At 65.0% G+C, this 16997-nt stretch carries 13 protein-coding genes and 1 pseudogene; 4 read left to right on the top strand and 10 right to left on the bottom strand.

Annotation, left to right across the window (positions count from 1 at the left end; all coding sequences use genetic code 11):
• Window positions 1-212: 212 nt before the first annotated feature.
• The 4 genes from BKA16_RS03970 (at window position 213) to BKA16_RS03955 (ending at window position 5010) form a co-directional block, all read left to right on the top strand.
• Window positions 213-1034 carry a FadR/GntR family transcriptional regulator gene (locus tag BKA16_RS03970; protein ID WP_183369452.1) on the top strand — a complete coding sequence of 274 codons (822 nt, stop codon included), beginning with the start codon at window positions 213-215 and terminating at the stop codon, window positions 1032-1034.
• Between the two features lie 219 nt (window positions 1035-1253).
• Complete coding sequence (locus BKA16_RS03965) at window positions 1254-2396, top strand: sugar ABC transporter substrate-binding protein (protein WP_183369451.1); 1143 nt, start codon at window positions 1254-1256, stop codon at window positions 2394-2396.
• A gap of 2 nt (window positions 2397-2398) precedes the next feature.
• Entirely contained in the window at window positions 2399-3907 is a 1509-nt protein-coding gene (locus tag BKA16_RS03960) for a sugar ABC transporter ATP-binding protein (protein ID WP_183369450.1), read from the top strand.
• A complete protein-coding gene (locus BKA16_RS03955) occupies window positions 3904-5010 on the top strand; it encodes an ABC transporter permease (protein WP_183369449.1) in 1107 nt (368 codons plus the stop codon). Before BKA16_RS03960 ends, BKA16_RS03955 begins: the two co-directional genes overlap by 4 nt.
• Window positions 5011-5225: 215 nt before the next feature.
• Here BKA16_RS03955 and BKA16_RS03950 read toward each other — a convergent pair.
• The 10 genes and pseudogenes from BKA16_RS03950 to BKA16_RS03905 all read right to left on the bottom strand — a co-directional run bounded on the left by BKA16_RS03950 (window position 5226) and on the right by BKA16_RS03905 (window position 16848).
• A pseudogene (locus tag BKA16_RS03950) lies at window positions 5226-6615 on the bottom strand (IS1380 family transposase).
• Between the two features lie 362 nt (window positions 6616-6977).
• Window positions 6978-7757 carry an SDR family NAD(P)-dependent oxidoreductase gene (locus tag BKA16_RS03945; protein WP_183369448.1) on the bottom strand — a complete coding sequence of 260 codons (780 nt, stop codon included), beginning with the start codon at window positions 7755-7757 and terminating at the stop codon, window positions 6978-6980.
• A 62-nt stretch (window positions 7758-7819) separates the two neighbouring features.
• Window positions 7820-9550, bottom strand: coding sequence for an ABC transporter permease (locus BKA16_RS03940; RefSeq protein WP_183369447.1), 1731 nt, complete (start codon window positions 9548-9550; stop codon window positions 7820-7822).
• The gene (locus BKA16_RS03935; protein WP_183369446.1) at window positions 9547-10662 is read right to left on the bottom strand and encodes an ABC transporter ATP-binding protein; all 1116 of its coding nucleotides are present in this window, start codon (window positions 10660-10662) and stop codon (window positions 9547-9549) included. Before BKA16_RS03935 ends, BKA16_RS03940 begins: the two co-directional genes overlap by 4 nt.
• Before the next feature lie 51 nt (window positions 10663-10713).
• Complete coding sequence (locus tag BKA16_RS03930) at window positions 10714-11757, bottom strand: extracellular solute-binding protein (protein WP_183369445.1); 1044 nt, start codon at window positions 11755-11757, stop codon at window positions 10714-10716.
• Between the two features lie 130 nt (window positions 11758-11887).
• On the bottom strand, window positions 11888-12757 hold the full coding sequence (locus BKA16_RS03925; RefSeq protein ID WP_183369444.1) for a TIGR03619 family F420-dependent LLM class oxidoreductase: 870 nt from the start codon (window positions 12755-12757) through the stop codon (window positions 11888-11890).
• A complete protein-coding gene (locus BKA16_RS03920) occupies window positions 12754-13170 on the bottom strand; it encodes a Zn-ribbon domain-containing OB-fold protein (RefSeq protein WP_183369443.1) in 417 nt (138 codons plus the stop codon). Before BKA16_RS03920 ends, BKA16_RS03925 begins: the two co-directional genes overlap by 4 nt.
• A 17-nt stretch (window positions 13171-13187) precedes the next feature.
• Window positions 13188-14369 carry a thiolase C-terminal domain-containing protein gene (locus BKA16_RS03915; RefSeq protein ID WP_183369442.1) on the bottom strand — a complete coding sequence of 394 codons (1182 nt, stop codon included), beginning with the start codon at window positions 14367-14369 and terminating at the stop codon, window positions 13188-13190.
• On the bottom strand, window positions 14366-15553 hold the full coding sequence (locus BKA16_RS03910; RefSeq protein WP_183369441.1) for a CaiB/BaiF CoA transferase family protein: 1188 nt from the start codon (window positions 15551-15553) through the stop codon (window positions 14366-14368). Before BKA16_RS03910 ends, BKA16_RS03915 begins: the two co-directional genes overlap by 4 nt.
• Complete coding sequence (locus BKA16_RS03905) at window positions 15553-16848, bottom strand: CaiB/BaiF CoA transferase family protein (protein WP_343067271.1); 1296 nt, start codon at window positions 16846-16848, stop codon at window positions 15553-15555. The genes BKA16_RS03910 and BKA16_RS03905 overlap by 1 nt, the downstream gene beginning before the upstream one ends.
• Between the last annotated feature and the right edge of the window lie 149 nt (window positions 16849-16997).

Genomic DNA, 16997 nt, shown 5'->3' with positions numbered 1-16997 from the left:
GAAGATTATTTCTCATGATGAAATATGTCAAGGAGATCGCACAGGAGAGATGCCCGAGGAACTTCACACTCGGTCGCGAACCCCTTCAGTCCACACACCGAACGACCCGAATACCGCGAACCCGTTGATTCCGCGACAACCGGGGTGCGAAGGTAGAAACTCCGACGCACCCGCGTTGCCCGCGCCCTCGCGCACCGAATCGAAGGACTCTCATGAGCTCGCACGCACCAGCCAGCAACGACGACGCGGGCCACGGCCTGCCGGTCGTGTATGCGCCACGCGGGTTCGCGGCCGCCGACCAGCAGAATCCGCGCCGGCGACCACCGAAGGCCGCCGAGCTCACCGCGTCCCGCATCGTCGATGACATCCTCGGCCGACGACTGATCGTCGGCGACAAACTGCCGACCGAACAGGAGATGCTCGACCAGTACGAGGTCAGCCGCGAATCACTGCGCGAGGCACTCCGACTCCTGGAGATGCAGGGCATCGTCGACATCAAGCGCGGGCCAGGCGGCGGACCGTTCGTCGCACCACTGAACGCCGGATACCTCGCCCGGACGACGTCGCTGTACTTCCACCTCAGCGGCGCCACCTACGCTGAACTCCTCGACACCTGGGCGGCCCTGGAGCCGATGCTCGCCGAACGCGCGGCCCGCCTGCCGACGAGCCGACACAAGCGCGAGATGATCACGCCGTTCCTGCACTACGACACCGAGTCACATGTCGAGGTAGAACTATTCGACGACTTCAACGACTTCCACTCGGTCATCGCCACCCTGTCGGGCAACCGCACCCTCACCCTGGTGACGCAGGCCGTCGACCACATCATGGTCGAGCAGGTCCTCCAGTCCTTGGACCCCGTCGCCGAACGTGAGATGCTCTCGCACTCGCACGCCGACATCGCCCAGGCGATTCTCGACGGACGTCCCGCAAAAGCGCGCAAACTCATGACCCAGCACATCGTCGACGTCGGCGACGCCTACCTGACATTGGACCCGAACGGCGGATCACAGCGCATCGATTGGCGTCTCTGAGTTCGTCGAAGTTCATCTGTTCGGCTCACAGCCGCCCCGTATACTGCATCGATCCTTGCGCCACCTTCGGTTCATCATCATGTTTTTGATAATTGCTCATGATGTTCTCTTGACTTGCACACCTCCGATGCGGTGAACTGTTTCGCACAACATCGAGTGTCGGTCATCACATGACACCTGGTCATGAGATGACCGACTCTCTCCCCAGATGGAGGAAACATGCTACTCAATCGGCACCGGCGGCTCGGCATGCTCGCCGCCGGCACGTTCGCCGCAGTCATCGCACTGACCTCGTGCAGTTCCGGCGACAGCGGGACGACCAGCACCGGCGGCGGCGAGGTCTCACAAGAGGTCAAGGACATCGTCGCGCAGTACACGACAGAGCCCACCGAGATCGTCCAGACCACCCCCCTCACCAAGACGCCGGAGAAGAAGAAGGTCGCGTTCATCGTCTGCGCCGACCCGACCTGCTCCATCCTCGGCGACTTCGTCAAGGAGTCGGTCGAGGCTCTCGGCTGGGAGTACACCGGAATCAACGCACCGGCGACCGACTTCGGTTCGGCAGTCCAGCAGGCCGTCGACCTGAAGGTCGACTACATCGCGGGGACCGGCAGCGACGTCGCGACGTTCCAGAACGCGTTCGACTCGGCCAAGGCCGCAGGGATCCCGTACTTCAGCTGCTACGCCAGTGATGTCCCGGAAGGCGAAGCCAACAACCTATTCGCCGACTGCGCCGACCTCACCGCGATCGACACGTACTCGCGCGCACTCACCTCCTGGGTCATCGAGGACAGCGGCGCGTCCGCGAACATCGGCGTCGTCAACGTTCCCGAGTTCCCCACTCTGTCGAACGCCGTGCCGGATGTGAAGAAGACGCTCGACGAACTCTGCGACACCTGCACCAGCGCCCCGATCGACATCTCGGTCGACGTCCTGAGCAGTGGCGGTGCCACCAACACGATCATCTCGTACCTGCAGTCCAACCCGGATGTGAACTACCTGTACTTGGCTTTCGGTGACTTCGAACCGGGTCTGCGGTCGGCGCTCAACAGCGCGGGCCTCGAGCACGTGAAGATCGTCGGCGTCCAGGCACAGCAGCCGCAGATCCAGTCGGTCGTCAACGGTGAGACCTCCGCGTGGATCGCGGCTCCGCAGGAGAACAACATGTGGACGCTCACGGACCAGATGGCCCGCGTCGCCAACGGCGAGTGGAGCGTCGAGAACGAGCGCGCGTCCGCGGTCCCCGCCTTCTTCATCGTCGACTCGAAGGAGGAGGCTCAGAGCATCGCCGACTTGACGGACGGCTGGCCCGGCCCCAAGGACTTCAAGGAGCAGTTCAAGAAGCTCTGGGGCGTCAACTGATCATGAACGCACTTGAGATCAGAGGACTCTCCAAGACGTTCTCCGGTCACGTGGTTCTCGACGGCGTGGACCTCACCGTCAAGGCGGGTGAGGTCCACGCCCTCGTCGGACAGAACGGATCAGGCAAGTCGACGCTCATCAAGGTCCTCGCCGGGTACCACGCACCAGACCCCGGGGCAAGCGCCTCGGTGCTGGACAACGTGCTCGAACTCGGCTCGGCCGCAGCAGCCGACCGCCTCAACGTCCGCTTCGTCCATCAGGACCTGGGACTGGTCAACGACCTCAGCATCGCGGAGAACATCATGCTCGGCCGCACGTACCCGACGCTCGGCGGCGTGAAGATCAATTGGCGCGCCGCCCGCCAGGTGGCACACGACTGCCTCGTGCGCACCGGACCGGCCATCGATGTGAATCGCAAGGTCGGTGAGTTCGGCATCGCCGAACGCACCCGCATCGCGATCGCCCGCGCACTGCCCGACAACGACGATCCCGCCCTGATCGTCCTCGACGAACCTACGGCCGCCCTCCCCGCCCGCGATGTCGAAGCCCTGTTCGACACTATCCGCGGACTCACCGCGGCGGGCAACTCCGTCATCCTGGTCTCGCACCACCTCGACGAGATCCTCGGTGTCTCCGACTCCGTCACGGTGCTACGCGACGGCGTCAAGGTCGCCACCGTAGCGACCGCGGAGGTCGACCACGACTCACTGACGAACCTCATCATCGGTAAAGAACTCGTCCGCAACGTCGACCGGCCGCGCGCCACCCGCACCGACAATCCCGCATCTGTGACGATAACCGGACTGCGGGGAACCGCGCTCCTGGACTTCAACGCGCAGATCCGCCCCGGCGAGATCGTCGGTGTCGCCGGCCTCACCGGTTCGGGCCGCGAAGAGGTCGCCGCCCTGACCATCGGCCGCGAGGAGAGCGTGACCGGCGAGATCGTCGTCAACGGAACCTCCGTCCCCACGGCCGATCCGATCAAAGCGCTCCGGGCAGGGATGGCGTGGATCTGCGGCGAACGTGCCCGCTACGGGGTGTTCGCCAGTATGAACATCGCCTCGAACACCACCGTCAGTGATCTTCGGCCACTGACCGTTCTCGGTCGTCTGCTGCACGCCAAGGAACGTAAGGAGGTCGCCGGCTGGATCGACGACCTGGGCATTGTCGCCAGCGGCCCGAAGGCCGGGATGACGACACTGTCCGGCGGCAACCAGCAGAAGGTGCTCGTAGCCCGCGCGCTGCGGCTGAAGCCCACGTTCCTGGTGCTCGACGACCCGACCGCCGGCATCGACATCGGCGCTCGCGAGCAGGTGCACCGCATCATCTCCGGGCACACCGACGAGTCGATGGCCGTCCTCATCACCTCGACGGACAGCGACGAGCTCGCGCGCCTGTGTGACCGCGTCCTGGTCATGTCACGCGGCTACGTCGTTGCCGAACTCCAGCGCGGCGTCGACCTCGACGCCGCCACCATCGATCATGCGCAAGTCGCAGGAGCATCCGTATGAACATCAAGACCTCTCCCCCAGAGAGCTCCGAGTCCGCGCCGAAGACCGGCATCAAGGCCCTCTCCGGAGGCTCGTCGACGCCGCTGAGCGTGACTCTCGGCAGATTCAGCGCGATCATCCTGTGGGTCGGCTTCACCGTCCTGTTCGGCATCCTGCGCCCCGACACCTTCTTGTCGTCGACCACATGGCGTCTGACGTTCAGCGAAGGGGTGGTCACGGCCATCGTGGCGCTCGCGTTCCTGGTTCCGCTCGCTGCGGGCGTCTTCGATCTGTCGGTCGGCGCGACGATGGGCACCGGCTTGGTCCTGATGAACTGGTTCGGCATCAACACCGATCTGTCGCTGTGGCTCGTTGCCCTCATCGTCCTGGTGGTCTGCGCCGCGATCGGCTTCTGTTCCGCAGTGATCATCGTCCGATTCAAGGTCGACTCGCTGATCGCGACACTCGGTGTCAGTCAGGTCCTGCTCGCGATCCAACTATTGATCTCCGACAACCGTCAGATGACCGGCGCCTTCGACCAGTCATGGCTCAAACTCGGCAACGGCGAGGTGCTCGGCATCCCGAACGTCGTCATCTACCTGCTGGTTCTCGGACTAGTGATCTGGTTCGTCCTCGAGCACACCCCGGTGGGTCGTCGTCTGTTCGCAGCCGGCAGCAACCCGGAGGCCGCCCGTCTGGCCGGTCTGAACGTCGAGCGGATCACCTACGGCTCGCTGATGATCTCGGGCATGATCGGCGGCTTCGCCGGCATCGTGTTCTCGATGAAGGTCGGCACGTACAACTCGAGTGTCGGCCCTGGCCTCCTGTTCCCGGCTCTGGCCGCGGTGTTCTTCGGCGCGTCGCAGTTCTCACGCCGACCGAACGTCTGGGGCACACTCATCGCGTACTTCGCACTCGCCTTCGGCGTCAAGGGCCTGCAGTTGACCTTCGGTCCGGGCACCTTCTGGATCCAGCCGCTGTTCCAGGGCGCGGCCCTGCTCATCGCGGTGGCCCTCGCGAGTCGCGTCGTCGGACAGACCAAGCGAAGCCGCAAACTCCAACGCGAGGCCGCCGCTGCGGCCGCGGCCGCAGGGACGAAGTCGGACGGTGCCACGCCGTCCTGACAGCTCGAGCCGTCGCACGCGAGCCAAGGGCGTTCCTCTCTAGCCTCGATCTTTCATTGGGGTGATGTCCTGGCCAGTGCGGTTTCGGATTGATGGCTGCAGGGTTGATTATGCCTGTCGGGTACGACAAGGCTGCCGAGCGTCGGTGCGTCCGGGTTCCACACACCGGAAGATCGGGTTCTTTCATGTCGTGAGGTCAGGGCTCGGCTGCCGGGTCAGTCGGGTGCCGGGTAGGCGGTCAGGCGATCGAGGCTGGCGGCGAGCAGTGCACTCCACGGATGGTGATGGTCGTACCGAAGCCGGAGCCGACGGGCATGACGAGTCAGGCGGGCCGCCGTGGCGAACAGTCGCGTGCGCAGCTTCTTGGGTTCCCAGAGGCGGGCTGCAGTGCTGGCCAGTGCCAGCATCTGAGTCCATGCAAGTAGATCACAGGCCAGCTCCACCAGGGCGAGCCAGATCTGATTCTGAGCGAAGCCTTTGAGTGGAAAGTTGGTTAGGCCAGTATCTTTCGCGATCCGGATACGGTCTTCGCAGCGGGCTCGCCGTCGGTGGCGGAGTTCCAGATCGGCGAGTTGGCCGCCGACGGTGTTGGTAGCGAACGCGATCAGGCACCATCCATTACGGTCGGTGATCCGCAGTTGAGCGCCGGGGTGTGGCTTCTCACGACGGACGATCACGCGCATCCCGGCCGGCCACCCGGTCAGGTCTAGGACGCCGGTCAGTTCGGCGACGTCAGCATTCGTGCGGGGTTCACCGTCCCGATCGTAGGCGGGGTCCACGCCTTCTTCGGCAGGGTGTCGATGAGGTGGCCGATGGCTTCGTTCAGCCCGAAGCCGACCGAGTATGACAGGCGGCGACGGGTCAGGAAGTCGACGAGTCGTGGGTGCCGCCGGCCGAGTCGGTGCGGATCAAGATCGAACGGCCCGGCCGAGACCCGATCCCGGGAATCTGGTCGAGGACCTTCTTCGTCAGCTCGATGTGATCGGCGGCCGTGTTGGCGCCGGCGTTGCCGGGCCGCAGGACCGCCGCGGCGGCCTCACCAGTGCCGCCGGGTCCGTGGTCGATGAACGCCATCAACGGATGAAACCCGAAGCCCCGCTTATAGGTCGGCTTGGCCTGCTCCTTCTCCGAATGGGCCGTCACCAATGTCGCATCGATGTCGACGATCAACGGATTCTTCGCCGACCGAGCACGGTCGGGAGCGTGATCGCCGGCGAGGGACCACACCTGTTCTCGGGCGGTGGCGCGAGCGGACCGAATCGCGTTCACAGCCTGCTCGGGTTCGGCGGTCAGGGTGGCGATCAGGCGTGAGATGGTCGGGTCGGAGGCCACCGGACCGAACACGTCAGTGCGACCGCGGACCACACTGATATCTGCCAGGCAGTCACCGCCGACGATCAGGCTGGCGGTCAAATCGAGAAGGATCTTCGCTGGATCGTGGGTCGCGAGGGGTTTGCGCCACGGGGCGAGTGCAGTCCGTAGTGCTGCGGTGAGGCCGGAGACTTCGGCGGTGCGGGTGACCAGGACGGTGCCGCCGTGGGTGATGATCCCGCCACCGTCGGCGGTGGCCTGAATCTGTGGGTAGAACACGATAGAGTTCTTCACCAGAAGGGTGCTCCTTGTCCTGCGGGTGATTGTCGTGTGGTAGCAACAATTATTGCAGGTCAGAGCGCCCTTCTTCATGAAACCAGCAGGCCAGGCGAATTCCACGATGAAAGCCCGAGGCTAGTTCAAGTAAGGGGAGGGACGCCCTTGCTCGCGTGGACCGGAACTCCCACCGTCTCGGTCGGAGACTGCATGTCGCAGAGCCTTTCGCCGCGGCCACTCGAGACGGCGATAGACCTCGTCGGCTCGATCGGCGGCACGGCGGTGACGCCAGACCAGGTCGACGATCACGCGATGGTCCTCAAGGTGCGGCATGTCTCCTCCTCCGAGTTCACTCGAGTGGTTCAGTCGTGCTCGGTCACTCACCAGAGCGATTCGCCGCCGTCGATGACGACATTCGTCCCAGTGACGAAACCCGAAGACGGGGAAGCTAAGTAGTGCGCGCCGGCCGCCATGTCTTCGGTACTCCCTGCCCTCGACATGGGCACGTGCTCAACCATCCGGGTACGCACCTCGGGATTCCCGTCCGAGAGGGAGGTCTGCGTGATGCCCGGTGACAGGACATTCGCGCGCACGCGGTGTTCGGCCAGTTCGTAGGCGGCGACACGCATCATCTGGTTCAGGCCCGCCTTGCTCGCGGCATAGTGAGCGGTGCCGGGTCGAGCGCCCAGACCGCGGATCGAGGAGATCGCGATGATCGAACGGTTCCCCTCCCCGGCGGCGACCATTCGCCGCGCTGCACTCTGCACACAGGTGAACGTACCCGTCAGGTTCAGTCCGATGGTGCGGTCCCAGACGACGACATCGAGTTCGAGGAAGGGCTCGATCGATCCGCTGCCGGCGTTCGCCACGAACACGTTGAGAGCATCGAGCTCGTCGATCCGCGCGAACAGCCCCGCGATCGATTCCCGATCCCCCGCATCGGTGCGGTGTGCGAGGACCTTCTGAGATCCGTCGCTGCGGGCATCCAACCGAATCCGTGCGGCGTCGAGCTTCTCCGCGCCGCGTGCGGCGATGAGCACATGGGCCCCGGCGGCGACGAACCGCTCGGCTATCGCGTAACCGATGCCGTCGCTGCCGCCGGTCACCACGCACCACTGGCCGGTAAGATCCCGGGCCACTGCTTCGGACGAGAATTCCATGGTCGAACTCCTCATACGGTGGTGGCGCGCCGAACGCTCGCCACGCCCAGGGGGTGGAGGGATCAGAGCCTGCTCAGGACGTCTCGCCCACCGATGCCCATGGCGACGAGCACGCCGGCCGCAGTGACGAGCGTCATGACAATGGAGACTGCGGCCACTGTCGGATAGGCGCCGTTGCTCCAGAAGTCGTAGACCACAGTGCCCATCACCTGGGTGGTGGGTGATCGCACCAGCATCGAAGCGGAGAACTCATGGGTCAGGAGGACGAAGATCAGTGCGACGGCGCCGCCGATGCTACTGCGCAACAACGGCAGCATGATCACCAGGTGAGTGCGCAGACGGCCGCCTCCGTTCACCCACGACGCCTCCTGATAGCTGGTGCCCAGAGCGAGCATGCCGTTGGTCATCATCCGGGTCGCGAACGGCAGCATCAACGTGGCGTACACGAGGATGATCACCCACGGCGTGCCGTAGAGGATGAACGGCTTCTCGGAGTACGTCAGCAGGAAACCGGCTCCGAAGATCACAGCGGGAACACCGAGTGGAAGGGCGACGAGGAAGTCCAGAAGGGAACGCGCCACACGCATCCCCCTGCGGTGCAGCATGATCGCGGAGATCGCGTAACCGATCGGCAGGACGATGACGACTGCGGCGATGGACGCGAGCAGGCTCGTCACGATGGCTTCGACGATGTCGGAGGACTCCAGCGCCGTCTTGAAGTTGTCCAGGGTGAACGTGCTCGGCGCGAATGTCGAGTTCCAGTACGGTGACAACGCCACGATCAACAGGCCGACCATCGGTAGAACGACGGCGACGATGCCGTATATCGCGATGAAGGTCGCCGCCCACGGGGAGGAGCGCTGCTTACGCACAACGCCCTTGCCTCCATGCGTCACGAAACGGGTCTGGTCGCCGATGCCCAGCTTCTGAGCGATGACGACGAGGACGCCGAACAGCAGGAGCGGAGAGCCGAGAGCCGACGCTGCGGCATAGTCGACCGGAACCTGCGACGTCGAGAAGTACATCTGTGTGGTGAGCACGCGGATGCCCTGGTTCGTACCGAGCAGGAGGGGCGCGGTGAACTGACCGAGGCCGAGCAACAGACCGACACCCGCACCGTAGATCAGCGACGGACGGAGCAGTGGGAGGATCACCTTGAAGAAGACGCCGATCCCGGACGATCCGGCGACGTGCGCGGCCTCGAGGTGGTCGGCGCTGATGCTCGCCATGCCCGCACTGACGAACAGATAGACGAACGACGTGAGGCCGAATCCCGTGACGATGATGATCCACGGCAGCGAGTAGACATCGACCGGGCCCTCTTCGAGATGATCCCACCACGGCAACGTGCGCAGTGCCGCATTGAGGTAGCCCGGGCCGGGCGACAGCAGGAACGCCCAGCCCACGACCATCGCGATGGCAGGCAGGACGATCGGAATGATCGGAACCGCGCGCAGGACGCCCGCGCGGCGAGGTAGGCGACTGGCGGCATACGCCAGGAGGGTGCCGAGGACGAGCGCGACGATCATCGATCCGACGGCCAGGTAGACCGTGCGCAGGATGAGCGTGCCGAGTTCCGGTGTGTGGAAAGCACGATCGTAACCGGCGGCGCCGTCCTCGAAAGCAAGCCCCTGCAACTTGATCAGGGGCATGCCGACCAGGAACGCCACGATCAGAAGCAGAACCCAGACGCCGAACCGACGACGGGCGTCGGTCCACAGCATCGATTGCGCACGTGGCGCGGAGCCCTTGTCCCCGCTCAGAGGCGGTCGCTCGAGCGTTGCCGCCGTCATGCGACGACCTCGCGGGCGCCGACCGATGCGACGGCCTGTTCGGACTGCGCGTCGAAGTAGCGCGCCGCGTCGACGTCGACACCGACCTCTACGCGGTCGCCCGCTGCGACGTTCAGACCGTGCGCCTCGACGCGTGCCTGCAGTCGAGCTCCGTCCGCGTCGAGCGTGACGTCCACGTGCCGGCCGCCGTACACCGTGCCCGTCACCGTAGCGAAGACGCTCAGTGCCGCTGACTCACCGACACCGAGCAGAAACACTTGGTCGGGTCGAGCCCGCACGATGAGGTCCCCGTTATGTCCCACGATCGGGATCCGCGCGGCCGATCCGGCTCGATCGGCCCACCCTGCACCGCTGCGCTTGAGTTCGATTCGGTTCGACATGCCCATGAACTCGGCGACATAGTCCGTTCCGGGTCGCTCGAAGATCTCCGACGGGGTCGCGCACTGCTCGATGCGACCGTTGCGCATGATCGCGATGCGATCGGCGAGAGCGAGTGCCTCGTCCTGGTCGTGCGTGACGAACACAGCAGTGAAACCGATCCGGCCGTGCAGGGCGTGGAGATCGGCACGGACCTGCAGGCGCAGCTTGGCGTCGAGATTGCTGAGCGGCTCGTCGAAGAGGACGAGTTCGGGCCGCGCGACGATGCCGCGTGCCAGCGCCACGCGTTGCTGCTGACCGCCGCTCAGCTGGCTGGGGTATCGATCGAGCAGGTGGCTGCAGTCGACCATCTCGGCGACCCCTTGGACCCAGCCCTCGTCGAGTCCACGTTTGATCTTGCGGGCTTTGAGCGGGTAAGCGATGTTCTCTCGCACTTTCAGATGCGGCCACAACGCATACGACTGGAACACCATGCCGACACTGCGCTTCTCGGCGGCGACCTCGACCTTGCGGTCGCCGTCGAACATCACTTGATCACCGAAGGTGATCGTGCCCGCCGACGGCGACTCCAATCCGGCGAGGCAGCGCAGCGTGGTCGTCTTACCGCATCCGCTCGCGCCGAGCAGAACGAGGAACTCGCCTTCGGCGATCTCCAGTTTCAGATCGTCTATCACCGGCGCACTCTTCGAGCCGCCGAAGCGCTTCGTGAGCGAGGTGATGGTGACACTAGACATAGGTGGGAGTTGCCCTTCGTCGTTGGGGTCGTCGCAGTCAGACCGGACAGATCAGCGAAACAGCTTGTTCCACTTGGCCTGGTAGTCGGCGATCACCTCGGGAGTGATCTTCGTGGTGTCCATGCGGTGAACCGTGTCGAGCGTGGCGACCGTCCCGGGAATGTCCGGACGGGCCGATGCGGCCTTGCGGGCGATCCGCTGCTGCCCCTCAGCGCTCATCATGTAGTCGGTGAGCAACTGTGCGGCGTTCGGGTGTGCCGAGCCCTTGAGCATGGACCCGTAGAACATCGCCGACCATTGCTCCTTCTCGAAGCCCCAGTCGACCGGTGCACCGGCCTTCTTCTCGTCGGCCTGCGGTTCGACATAGGCGGCAGCGGCGATCTCACCCGACGAGAGCGCCTGCGCCGCAGGCAGTGCACCCGGGTAGATCTTCGGGTCCTGCGCGGCCAGCTTGGCCGAGAAGTCGTCGCCGTAGAGATCTTCGAGGTAGAGATAGAAGTCGACGAAGGCTGCGACGGTCGGCTCGGGGACGCCGATCTTGCCCTTGAGATCTTTGTTCAACAGGTCCTGGTAGTTGTTCAGCTTCCCGTGGAACTGGTCGGTGTTCCACGCGAAGGTGATCACCGTGGCGTCGACGTCGAAGTAGTTGTCGTCGCGCATCACGTCGATGTCCTTGAGGGACGGAGCGACAGGCTCTGCGAGGACGCCGTCCTCGGAGTACTTCTTGACGGCCGACTCGGTCGACTGCACGAGCACATCCGCGGCCGGCTTACCGGTGCGAAGCTCCGCATCGATCTTCGGCAGCAGGTTCGCGTCGATGTCGCGGACGACCTCGACCTTGACGCCGTACTTGTCTTGGAAGCCCGCGGCCAGGTCGTCGACTTGGGTTGCTCCCTGGCTCGAATAGATCGTGACGGTGCCCTCGTTCTTGGCGGCCGCGACCACCTCGTCCCAGCCACCGGTCGCGAGTTCGCCCGCGGGCTCGTCGGATCCACAGGCCGCCAGGCCTACCGTCGTGGCGAGGGCCACGGCCGCCAGCGACAGCCGCTTCGAGAGATTCATCTTCATCAACAACTCCTCGTTGTCCGAGTCCATACCACCGATCCGCGATGTGACATGTGACACCCCGCATATGAGATGTTACCCATTCAATATAGGTGACACAAGTCATTTCTCTGTATGAATTGACATATTCGTCACGAGAAATACTTGTCTCGAGTCCGGCTTAGTCTTCGACTTCGGCCAGGAACTCCCGCAGCTTCTCGATCTGCACACTGCGCGGGTCCTCGGCATCCCACACCTGGTCGGCCCAGACGACGACATGCCTCAATCCGGCTTCCGCATGCGCCCGCACTACATCCACGTCCGCATGTTTGGGTCGGATGACGATCTCGAAGTCGTCCTCGCTGCGACCGCGCTCGGCGAGAAGTTCGACGAGGGAGTCCCGCAACGCCACCGACTCGTCGAGGTCCAGCGATCCGGAGGAGAACCAACCGTCACCCAGAGTTGCGGCACGCCGCAGCGCCACCGGCCCGTTGCCGCCCACGATCAACGGCACGTGGACCGGCTTCTCGACCATCTGCAGCGCATCGAAGTCGAAGACCGTGCCGTGATGTTCGACGAATCCACCACCCAGACACGACCGGAGGATCGACACGCTCTCCCTCAGCCGTCGACCGCGGTCGGCGAAGTCGACGTCGAGGGCGGTGAACTCCTCCCGGAGCCATCCGGCGCCGACACCCAGCACGATCCGTCCGGGCGCCAGCTCGTCGAGCGTGGCGAGCGCACGGCCGACCAGGAGCGGATGCCGCAACGGAAGGACGAGCACCGCGGTTCCGAGCTGGATCCGGGTCGTCACCATCGCAGCGGCCGCGAGTGTCGCCGTCGGGTCGAGCAGATGCGTCGTCGGATGGACGACTGGGCCGATATGATGCTGCGCGGTGTTGGCCCCCGGGTGCGCGCTCGCGTACTGCCCTGGGTTGAACACATGCTCCCCCAACCACAGACTGTGCACTCCCGCCTCGTCCGCCGCCTGCGCGAGGGCGACGAAGTCGCGGACCGGGAGATCGTAGGCGGAGATTCCGATCCGCGTCATGCGCCGCCCGCTTCGACCAGACGCCACTGCGGGATCGTCACATTCTCGAGGTGCTCGAACCAGACCTGGACGGGTTCGCCGCCGACGAGCGGGACCCGCCCGGGGAGCGAACCCAGCAGGCGCACCGACCGATGGTCGGCGAGTTCCACGAGCACAGACGTGTACGGCGTCGGATACCCGGGATGCACCTGGTGCTCGACGATCGTCCAGCTGTACACGCGGCCGCTGCCCGAAGCATCCCGCCAGACGTCACTGCGTCGGCGACAGACCGGACAATACGCCCGCGGAAGGTGGATCGGGCGGTCGCACTCCTCGCAGTACTTGATCACGAGTCTCTCCTCGCGGGCGGCGGCCCAGAAGGGCGCCGTGTCGGGATCGGTCGTCACGGGCAGAACCCGATTCTCGTTCTTCATCGGATACACCTCCCGCGTCATCCGGCGACCAGCAGCAAGGCGCTGCCACCGGTGGTCGGTGCCGACGTCACGAGACTGAGCTCGGCGTCGGCGACCTGGTTGGTGGACGTCCCACGGACCTGACGCACGCTCTCGACGACGTGGTTCATCCCGTGGACATAGCCCTCGGAGAGATGCCCACCGGATGTGTTGATCGGGAGCGCACCGCCGACTTGGAGGGTTCCGTCGCCGATGAAGTCCTTGGCCTCGCCCTTTGCACAGAACCCGTAGTCCTCGATCTGGATGAGGGTGGTGATCGTGAAGCAGTCGTAGATCTGAGCGACGTCGACGTCGGCGGGTCGCACCCCGCCGCGGCGGTAGAGGATCGTCGCGACGTCCGTCGACGACCAGGTGGTGATGTCCTCGCGCAACAGGGCCGGGAACATCTGGCCCGGCTGTGCGTCGTGTCCGCCGGCCTGAGCTGCCGAGTGGATGAGCGCCGGCGTCTGCCGCAGGTCGCGGGCCCGCTCGATGGAGGTCACAACCACAGCGCACGCACCGTCGGTCTCCAAGCAGAAGTCGAACAAGCGCAGCGGAGTCGTGAGCATGCGAGACAGCTCGTAGTCGTCCATGGTCATGGTGCGCCCGTGCATCTGGGCCGCCGGATTCGCGTTGGCGTGACGCCGACACGCCAACGCGATTCGCCCCAGCGTCTGCTCGTCGGTGCCGTACTCGATCATGTGACGCTGCGCGACGGTAGCGAAGTACTGGCCCGGCGTCTGCATGCCGAACGGTAGGAAGTAGTCCTCGAACGCCGAGCGGCCGCCGACGCGGACGTCGCGCGCGTAGCCGGCGCCGTAGCGCTGCCCCGAGCGACCATTGATGGACCGGAACGCGACGACCGTCGTCGCCAAGCCTGCGGTGATCGCGGCCATCGCCTGGATGATCATGGCGCACGGCGCCGAGCCGCCGGGCCCGACGTCACCCCAGTACTCGAGGTTCGCGACACCGATCGCATCGCCGAGGGCCACCGGCGGAACCTCGTCCATATCGCAGCGGACGATACCGTCGACGTGGCTCGGTTCGAGGCCGGCGTCGGCCAGAGCGGCGAGCGTCGCCTCCGCCGCGAGGGTCAGGGCGCTCCGACCGGACTCCCTGGAGAAGTCCGTCGCGCCGATGCCGACGATCGCCGTCGTGTCCGGCTTCCACGTGTCGGTCATCGCGACCGTCCCACGCCGAGATCCCCGTGTTCGTCCAATCGCGGCGGCCGACTCGGCCGCGGCGCGAACCCGGACGACACCAGCGGTGAGCCCGGGAACATGACGGCGGTTCCGTCGGCGAGCGGCACGTCGACGAAGAAGCCGCGAGCCTGCAGGTGTTCATCGGTCGACAGCTCTTCGAAGGCGCGCAACGGGCCGATCGGAACACCGCGTTCCTGCCCTTCCAGGTACAGAGTCTGGGCATCGAGTCGGGCGAAGAATGCCTCGAACACCTCTTGGACGTGCGAGAAGCGCTTCTGGCGATGGGCGAGATCGGTATACGCCTCGTCGGTCAGGTCTTCGGCGAGACCGTGCTCGTCCATCCAGGTGACGACCGCCTTCCACTGGTGGAGATCGCCGAGGATCAGCGCGAAGTAGACGTAGCCGTCGACACATTCGAACAGTTCCGGCGACGTACGCGTCGGCTGCGCATGGCGCGCCGTCTGCCGCTTGACGAGTACCTTCGGATAGAACCAGTACGGATTCGCGAGTTCGCAGCTCACCGCGTTCGACTCGTGCATCGACACGTCGACCACCTGTCCGCCGCCGCCGTCGAAGCGCTCGATCAACGCCAGCAGCAGGCCCTGTACGGCGAAGCTCGCCGCGTTCTGGAATGCCTGGTTGCCACCGGGCAGGATCGGCGGAATGGTGTGGTCGTCGTAGCCGCAGCTGTGCAGCGGTCCGCCGACCGCCAGCCCGACCAGGTCGCTCGTGCGATAGTCCGCCCACGGGCCGGTCAGCCCGAACGGCGACACCGACACCACGATCAACGAGTCGCGACCACGTCGCAGAGCATCCGGTGAGATACCGCGTTCGGCCAGCCGCGCGGGCCCGTCCGTCGTTACCACCACGTCGGCCCGGTCGAGCAGGTCCGCCAGAGGACCGCTGTACGCATCGGGTTCGTCGATCACCACACTCTGCTTGCTGGTGTTGTACGCCCAGAACGAGAGGGACTCGTTCGGGCCCACGACGCCATCGCGCCACGGCCCGATGTGTCGGCTGCTCACTCCCGCACGCGGCTCCACCTTGACTACGGTGGCACCGGCGTCGGCGAGCAGCTTGCCGACCTGCTCGCCCGCGGGGGTGTCGGCCAGTTCGACGACGATCAGGTCGCTGAACGGAGAGTTCTCGATTCTCTTGTGCATCAGATGATCCCTTCGGCGGCCAGACGGCCGATCTCGTCGGCGTCCATCCCGAGAACACGGCTCAACACGTGGTCGTTGTCCTCACCCATCAGGGGCGCCGATCGCCAGTTGTGCTGCTCCGACCCGGACAATCGCATCGGTATGCCTTCGAAGAGTGCCGGGCCGATCACCGGGTGGTCGAGTTCGAAGAACGTGCCGCGCGCCGCGATCTGCGGGTCCGTCTCGACGAGGTCCCGCGAGTTCTGCACGGCGCCGGCCGTCACTCCAGCCTTCTGAAGCAGATGCATGAGGGTGTGCTTGTCGTACGCGACCGTCCACTCGCCGAGGAGAGCGTCGAGCGCGTCGACATTCTCCAGTCGGGCCTGCATTGTGGCGAACCGGTCGTCGATCGCCCACTCGGGGCGACCCATGACCTCCACGAGCGCTGACCAGTCCTTCTCGTCGAAGACAGCGACGGCGATCCACTGATCCTCACCCGACGCCGGATACACGCCGTGCGGTGCCGCGTCGGGGAATTCAAGGCGATTGCCGCGCGGGAAGTCCGGGCGTCTACTCGGACGACCGTTCACCAGAGTATCGAGCAGGTCGGGGCCGAGCAGTCCGATCCCGGCTTCCACCGCGGAGACGTCGAGGTACATCCCCTCGCCCGTGCGCTTGCGGTGGTAGATCGCAGTCATCAGCGCGATCGCGTTGTAGTAGGCGGCCTGATTGTCCATGTACGACATTCCCCAGGCGGACGGTTCTCGACCGGGCAGGCCGCTGTTGAACGACAATCCGCACACCGCCTGGATCACCGGCCCATAGCTGCGGAACCGATGGTGCGGCCCATCGTGTCCGAACCCCGCCATTCGCGCGAGGATCGAACCGGGGCGCAGTTCCTCGATGCGTTCTCGCGTCAAGCCCCACTTCTCCAGGACGCCCGGGGCGAAGTTCTCTGTGACGATCCCGCTGTCGGCGATGAGCCGCTCGGCGATCTCACGGCCCTTCTCCGTCCGCATGTTCAACGTGATGCCCAGCTTGTTGCGGTTGTAGTTGTTGAAGAGTCCGCCCTTGTTCGGGTCCGGATTCGGATCGATGTCGCCGTAAGCGCGCACTTCTCCCTTGTATAGCGGCAGGCGCCGCGGTAGATCCGGCCGATCCCGATCCTCGATGCGGATCACCTCGGCACCGAAGTCCGCGAGCATTCGCGTCGCGACGGCACCGACGCCCATCCAGCAGAAGTCGGCGACTTTCACCCCGGAGAGCGGGCCTCGCCGTACGCCCGGCACCCGTTCGGCGATCTGTTCTCCACCCACGACTGATCCGCGATTCGCATCCTGAGGCACATTCAGCCTTTCATAGTGATTCAGATCTCACTATCAACATATATATCCTGATGAATATCGTCAAGCAGAATCGCTTATTCCTTATGAGATTTCGTATTCGGCGTCTGCGAAAGACGACG

This window comes from Gordonia humi (genome assembly GCF_014197435.1).
Taxonomy (GTDB): Bacteria; Actinomycetota; Actinomycetes; order Mycobacteriales; family Mycobacteriaceae; genus Gordonia; species Gordonia humi.
Note: the sequence above shows the minus strand (reverse complement) of the source record. Positions and strands in the feature narration are given on the sequence as shown.